At 49.0% G+C, this 6,651-nt stretch carries 4 protein-coding genes and 1 pseudogene; 1 reads left to right on the top strand and 4 read right to left on the bottom strand.

Annotated features, from left to right (window positions below; genetic code table 11):
- Nucleotides 1-478 precede the first annotated feature (478 nt).
- Nucleotides 479-685: pseudogene (locus AC2TDN_RS24490) on the bottom strand (TetR/AcrR family transcriptional regulator); the annotation flags it as partial.
- 168 nt (nt 686-853) lie between these two features.
- Between AC2TDN_RS24490 and AC2TDN_RS24485 the strand changes: the two are divergent.
- A complete protein-coding gene (locus tag AC2TDN_RS24485; RefSeq protein ID WP_484690492.1) occupies nt 854-3,883 on the top strand; it encodes an efflux RND transporter permease subunit in 3,030 nt (1,009 codons plus the stop codon).
- Between the two features lie 55 nt (nt 3,884-3,938).
- Here the strand turns inward: AC2TDN_RS24485 and AC2TDN_RS24480 are convergent, their stop codons facing one another.
- Genes AC2TDN_RS24480 through AC2TDN_RS24470 form a run of 3 tightly spaced genes read right to left on the bottom strand, consistent with a single transcriptional unit; the run spans nt 3,939 to nt 6,448 of the window.
- Nucleotides 3,939-4,601 carry a DUF1054 domain-containing protein gene (locus AC2TDN_RS24480; protein WP_484690491.1) on the bottom strand — a complete coding sequence of 221 codons (663 nt, stop codon included), beginning with the start codon at nt 4,599-4,601 and terminating at the stop codon, nt 3,939-3,941.
- A 28-nt stretch (nt 4,602-4,629) separates the two neighbouring features.
- Nucleotides 4,630-5,271, bottom strand: coding sequence for a response regulator transcription factor (locus tag AC2TDN_RS24475; RefSeq protein WP_484690490.1), 642 nt, complete (start codon nt 5,269-5,271; stop codon nt 4,630-4,632).
- Nucleotides 5,272-5,317: 46 nt separating this feature from the next.
- Nucleotides 5,318-6,448 (bottom strand): sensor histidine kinase, encoded by a 1,131-nt coding sequence (locus AC2TDN_RS24470; RefSeq protein ID WP_484690489.1) that lies wholly within the window; start codon nt 6,446-6,448, stop codon nt 5,318-5,320.
- Between the last annotated feature and the right edge of the window lie 203 nt (nt 6,449-6,651).

The raw sequence follows: 6,651 nt of genomic DNA, 5'->3' as shown, positions 1-6,651 counted from the left end.
CCCCTTTGGGGCGAGTTCCCCTGTAGCTCCAACTTCATCACCAACTCTAAGTGATTTGAAATCCTGCGAATGAGTGAGCATACGTGAGAAAAACCCATAATACCAGAGGGACGGATCTCCTGTACGCATAATGCGCCTAAATGGTCATAACGCTAAAATAGCGGAACTGCAGTCCACTCTTTATCTTACAATAAAAGTAAAAAAGAATAAGACAAATATCAACCAAAAAAGCCTCCAACCACAACTTGAAAGTAGAGTTGGAGCATTAGCTTTCTTATGATCCGTACTTCAACGGTGGACGAAAGAAACCATGATAAGGCTTTGGTACAGCATCTTCTATTCAAATTAAGGAGCGAGACCTTTCAAAATAAAGGTGGTGGTCGCTCCCGTTCCTTCTCGTCATCCCAGCCGCTATCTTTGCGGGCACTGGCGAAGGTGCGAAAAAGCACATAGCTCATAAGGGAAGAGGCTGTGAGTGATCCAAGCTGTCGTAGCTGCTATCGAGCACATTGTAGAATTCGCGGAGCACGAAAGGGGCGACAAGCTTAGCCATTACGTGTGCAACGATTGAGAACAACAAATCCTTTTTGGTCTTGTAATGGCGGAAAATCGTCCCCTCGGCTACACCTGCCCGCTGCGCGATTTCACTTGTTGAAGATGCGGCAAACCCCTTTTGCGCGAAAATCATTTTTCTGAAATTAAGCTGGCAATCGGTCTGCAGTCGTAGACGGTTTACGACTTAGGGCGAGAAACAATTCCCTTCTCTGGACGTTTTTGCTGACCAGACTTTCCCACTATGATTAGTAATGTCAAAACAAAAGATAACCGTAAAGGGAAAAGGAGTCGGGAACAAATGAATAGATTGACAGAATGGTCGTTCCGGAATAAGGCGGCCATGATACTGATCGTCATTATGGCATTAGCGATGGGGGTTATCAGCTATTTCAGGCTGCCGATGGAGTTTTTGCCGGCATCAGACAATCCTCAGGTCATGATTACCGTTATTGGACCGGGCAGTGACGCGAAGTCGATGGAGCAGATGGTTACGAACCCTCTGGAGGAGGCCGTAGCGTTCGTGAAAGGGAAGACTGATATGCTCTCGACTTCAGGTGACGGATACGCTCAAGTTAATTTGAATTTTGATTCAAAAACGAATATGAAGGAAGCGAAGGCGGAAATTGAACGGATAGTGGATCAGGTACCGCTGCCTGCAAATGTGATGAAGCCTTTCGTCGTTCAATTCAATACTTCCATGATTCCTCTCGCTTGGGTAACGTTAACCTTTGAAGAGGGAATGAGCGAACAAGAAAAGGAAGCAAAGCTTAAAGAGGTGTCGATGGCGCTTCAGAAGTCTGAAGGTGCGGGACAGGTCAGCATAAGCGGCAAATCGTCGCCGTCAGTGCATGTTGTACCGCTAACGGATAAGCTTGCTGATGCGGGTATTCCAGTACAAGCGCTAATGGGCGTTCTGCAGGGCAGAGGGACTTCGGTATCTATCGGTGAGCGTACATTGGACGGAGCAGCCAGCAATCTAAATGTATATGATCATGTGACGGATGTGGAAACGCTGCGCAAGCTCCCCGTCGCTGCCGGCGTAAAGCTTGGAGACGTGGCGACTGTTGAGCTTGCCAAGGAACAACAAAGCATCAGCCGGATGAACGGCAAGGATGCGGTAATGTTCACCATCTCTAAATCTGCCGATGCGAATGCAGTTACTGTCGGTCAAGGAATCGAGAAAACTGTAGAGCAGCTAAACGCTGATATCAATGGAATTAATGCTTCTATTATTTTAAGCACATCCGACTCGGTCGTCACTTCCGTTAACAGTATGATGCGTGAAGTGCTGCTTGGCGCTTTGTTTGCAACGATCGTTATATTGATATTCATGCGCAATTTTAAAGCGACGATCGTGACAATCGTCTCGATCCCGCTTTCGCTTGGCATTACGCTTTATTTGCTGCAGCTCTCTGGCGTATCGCTTAACATCATTACGCTTGGCGGCGTAGCGGTAGCGGTTGGCCGACTAGTGGACGATAGTATCGTAGTCATTGAGAACATTTTTAGAAGGCTGCAAAAGGAATCCTTCTCCGTTAAGCTCATAACGGATGCAACGAAGGAAGTAGCTTCCGCCATTACTTCATCAACACTCGTAACGGTTGCGGTATTTTTACCGATGGGCCTTCTGCGCGGCTCGCTGCAAGCATTCCTGCTGCCATTCGCGCTTACGGTTGCTTACTCGCTGATAGCCTCACTCTTAGTAGCGTTGACCGTCGTACCGATTCTAAGCGCGCTCTTGCTGCGCGGAACGAAGGAGAAGGAGCATGCGGGTTCTCCCAAATTCGCAGCTTTCATTCGCTGGAATCTTGCCCATAAATTAGTACCGTTAATTATCGCTGTACTGCTGTTAGCCGGCTCGATTGGTGCTTACATATCAATGCCTAAAGGAGCTCTTGACACCTCCAGCGCCGAGAACGTTAGAGTAACGCTGCAATATCCGAGCGAAACGTCAGCAGATAAAATGCTCGCTGCCGGCAAGAAGTTTGAATCCTATTTGACAGGCAATAAAGATATCGAATGGGTTTTGATGGTGCTTGGCAATAGCGCCGACGCGGCCAAAAACGGGTCTGTTTCATCGCCTACGCTCATTACTTATTTGATTGACCTGAAGGATAACGTCGACGCTGAGCTGTTTATAGATAACGTAAATTCACAAAAGGATCAATATAAAGAGGCAACGTTAACGGTTAATGCTACCGATTTAATAATGGGAGGCAAACAGCCGCAAATCAATATTGACGTGACTGGCGACGATTCTGAGCAGCTTGCTCAAGCCGCACAACAGCTTATCGCAGCTATTAAGCCGATTGATGGCGTACAAAAGGTAGTCAGCAATCAAGAGGAGAAGAAATCGGTTTTCTCCTTCCATGTCGATCCTTCGCTTGCGAAAGGTCAAGAGTTGGCGATGCAGCTGCAAGGCATGCTTAACCCGGTGCCGATTGGCATGATTCGAATAGAGGATAACGATACGCCTGTAATTTTGCAGCCGGCATTGAATCCAGATTCAAAGGCTGAGCTTGAGCAGTTGACTGTGATGACGGAAACAGGCGCCACTCCTATATCGAAGGTTGCGGAATTGGTACGCACCGAGGAGCCCGCGCTTTACTACCATAAAGAAGGAAAGACTTATATCCGAGTAACAGCTAACGCTGACCCTAAGGAGCTTTCGGTTGTTGGTGATAAAATCAACAAAGCGACGAAGGAGATTAAGCTGCCGAAGGGCGTAACGCTTATGATAGGCGGAGCATCAGCCGAACAATCGAGAGATTTTGCAGACCTCGGATTAACAGCGCTTATTTCCATCGGTATCGTGTATCTGATTATGGTGATGACCTTCAAAACGCTTCGCGCGCCACTTGCGATTATGATTTCACTGCCGCTTGCAGCCATCGGTGCCGTAACGGGCTTGCTCGTCTCGGGCGTAACGCCGGATTTCACGGCGATGTTCGGAGCGCTGATGCTGATCGGAATCGTCGTCACGAATGCGATCGTATTGATTGATCGCGTGAAGCAAAACGAGCAGACGATGTCGATTCGCGAAGCGCTGATCGAAGCGGCCACGACGAGGATGCGTCCGATCGTCATGACGGCGGTAGCGACGGTATCTGCAATGCTGCCACTCTTATTCGGTTCGCATGAATCGGGAAGCATCGTATCCCAAAGCTTAGCTATCGTCGTAATCGGGGGCTTGACCGCAGCAACGCTGCTTACGCTGATCATCGTTCCATGCGTGTATGAGCTGCTATTCTTCCGCACCTCGCGGAAACAACGGCGCGCTGGCGCAGCTTCCGCGCAAGCGGAAGCCGTAGCAGCACTGCTGGATTAAACAGAAAAGGCTGTACCGCTGAGGTCGAAATCGACCTTAGGGTACAGCCTTTTTTTTATAAGTTCGCCATGCGGTAGAGCGGCATGAGCGTATCATAGGTGGAGGAAGCTAGCGCCAGCAGCGCATCGCCGTCTTGAAGGATCGGATCATCCGCCTGCACATGAAGACCGATTAGCAGCTCAGCCTTCTGCACGTCACGGAAGCGGACAAGCGCGTCTTTCCAGTCCTGCTTCGACATACCGCTGATCGCGATAGAATCCTTCTTCATATGATCCAATGAGAGCACATAATGCTTAGGAACGGTTGCGATTACGTCGTCGATCTGCTTCAAGAAGGCCTTCGCAATGTTGGCTTTGTTCGGTACCTCATAAATAAGCGCAAGCCATATAAATAAATGATCATCGAACAAGCCAAGCTGAAAATGCGGATGAGCCTTGTAGCCGCGTTTATTGCTGCAAATCGCGAGCCAAGTATCCTTCGGCGGGTTTACTTTGCGGCGAGCATGCCTTGCGACATGCAGATACATTTCATTGCCGGCATGAACGGCCGTATCTACGCTGAGCTGCTCCCCGAGCGCACGGAATTTGGGTTGAATTTGATTTTGAATAGCGGCCATTCTTTCTTCGAGACCCTCGAGTCCAAAAACATCAAAGTCAGCCTGCGTGAAGCCAGCAAGAGTAGTAGAAGCAGAAGCTGCAGCAGCAGTCTGTGTAGTCATCGTTATAATCTCCTTCGGTTAACAAGAATCATTGATGCAATAATTTTAAATAAAAGATGGCGATTTGCGTACGGTCGCGGAGCTCAAGCTTATTTAAGATTTCGGTTATATAATTTTTGACGGTGCCTTCGCTCAAAAACAAGGAGGCGGCAATTTCTTTGTTTGATTGGCCATCCGCAATGAGGCTGACGATTTGGCTTTCTGCCGGCGTGAGCCCGCTGATCGTCAAGAGTTTATTTGTATCATTGCGAGGCGACTCGAGCATGCCAGCAAGCTTGCGCGCAATTTCGGGGTGAATGAGCACAGAGCCCTCATGCACCGTCTTAATGCCGCTGATGATGCGGCTTGGCGGGACATTTTTGAGCAGATAGCCGTTCGCACCGTTGCGAATGGCTTGCGCGATATATTCATCATCGTCGAAGGTCGTCAGGATGAGGACAGCAGGGGGATGCTCAAGTGCTCGCAGCAGCTTTGTGCCCTCCACGCCGTCGCAGACAGGCATCCGAATGTCCATGAGGACCACGTCAACTGGATGCTGGCGGACAAACGCTGCTGCTTCCTGTCCGTTTGCGCATACGCCGGCAACCTGCAAGTCACTATCCAAATCCAATATAACTTTCATGCTCTCTCGAATAAAAGGATCATCATCCACTACCAGCACTTGAATCATAAGCTCGAACATCTCCATTTCTAAGCGAGCAGTATCTTCATTATCGTTAACCGCCAAGGAGCGGAAGCGTTGTCGTAACCGAGAATCGATCTGAATTCTCCCACTCCAGCCTGCCCCCGATCAGCGCTATCCGCTCCTTCATGCCCTTCATGCCAAGACCTGCCTCTATCGGCTGGCTTGGCAGGCAGCCATTATTCGCTATCGTAAGTGCGACGCTAGTCTCCAAGAAGCTGAGAACAACATCAACGGCTGTTGCTTTTCCATGTCGAACCGCATTTGTAATCGCTTCTTGTGCATTTTTGAACAAAATAAGCTCCATGCTCGGATAAAGCGGCCTTGGGTTCCCTGTTATTTGGAAGCTGACGGCTATTCCCAAAGCCTCTGCCGATTCTTCCACGAGACGATCCAGCGAATAGCGCCTGGCATCTTTTTCTCCATCAGCTGCTAGCCTTCGCACCGTGCGGCGCATGAGCTCCATGCTGTCCTGAAGCTGGTCGCGAATTTGCGTTAGAGTGGCTTTTGCTCGGTTTGGATCCGCATCAAACAAATGCAGAGCGGCTTCAGACATCATTTTAACTCGAATAAGCCGGTGACCAAGGTCGTCATGAATATCTTTGGCGATGCGATTCCGCTCTTCAATCTGCGCATTATGCTCCACCTGCGAGGCATAATCCTGCATTCTCCGTCTAGCAGCGTCAAGCTCCACGTGACTGGCGGCCAACGCCTCATATAAATCTTCTATTTGGTGACGCTTTTCCTCAAACTCATTTGACGCATAGAGAATAGCAGCCGTCGTGACCCAGAGTACAGCTACGGCAAAAATAATCTCATTATCTCTGCCATGCAGGCCTGACAGCAATGTCAATAATCCAATTGCTGCCCAGAAAATGCACGTCATGGGTGCAGGCCTGCTGCGGAATGTCGCAATAAGGGTGGAGAAGAGCAATAGAAACAATACTCCGCCGTACGTGTAGGAAAAACAAGCAAAGCCGAAAAACTCCGTCAGCAGCAGCAAATGGACGGCTTTCGGAAACAAGGAGCCGGCTTTAATCAGGAGCAGGGCAAGCAGCACAAAGGTCGTGTATATGGCATATGAGCCTGCGTCTACATTAACGATGCTAATAATAGGAGGGATCGCTACGAGCAAAATCCGAATCCGGTATAGCCATATATTCATGTCGAAAAGCTCCCGCAGCTGAATTTGCTTCATTATAGCATAATGTTGCAGGAACGAACGATAACGAAAGCAGCTTTTCATCCAACTTTCATGCTGGCGGCAGCGCAATATGCACGAGATGACTTTTGTCACCTTCAGAAGGTGACTTAATAGACCTGTATCTGCGATTGTCTTCGAGTATGATTGGTTTATCAGAAACAAAC

The sequence above is a fragment of the Paenibacillus sp. Y660 genome, assembly GCF_057221575.1.
This window is presented reverse-complemented; position numbering and strand designations above follow the sequence as displayed.

What these genes read in the sequence shown, in the direction of transcription:
- AC2TDN_RS24485 (WP_484690492.1), top strand. Translation starts at nt 854, where the DNA reads ATGAATAGATTGACAGAATGGTCGTTCCGGAATAAGGCGGCCATGATA.
- AC2TDN_RS24480 (WP_484690491.1), bottom strand. Translation starts at nt 4,601, where the DNA reads ATGACTACACAGACTGCTGCTGCAGCTTCTGCTTCTACTACTCTTGCT.
- AC2TDN_RS24470 (WP_484690489.1), bottom strand. Translation starts at nt 6,448, where the DNA reads ATGAATATATGGCTATACCGGATTCGGATTTTGCTCGTAGCGATCCCT.
- AC2TDN_RS24475 (WP_484690490.1), bottom strand. Translation starts at nt 5,271, where the DNA reads ATGATTCAAGTGCTGGTAGTGGATGATGATCCTTTTATTCGAGAGAGC.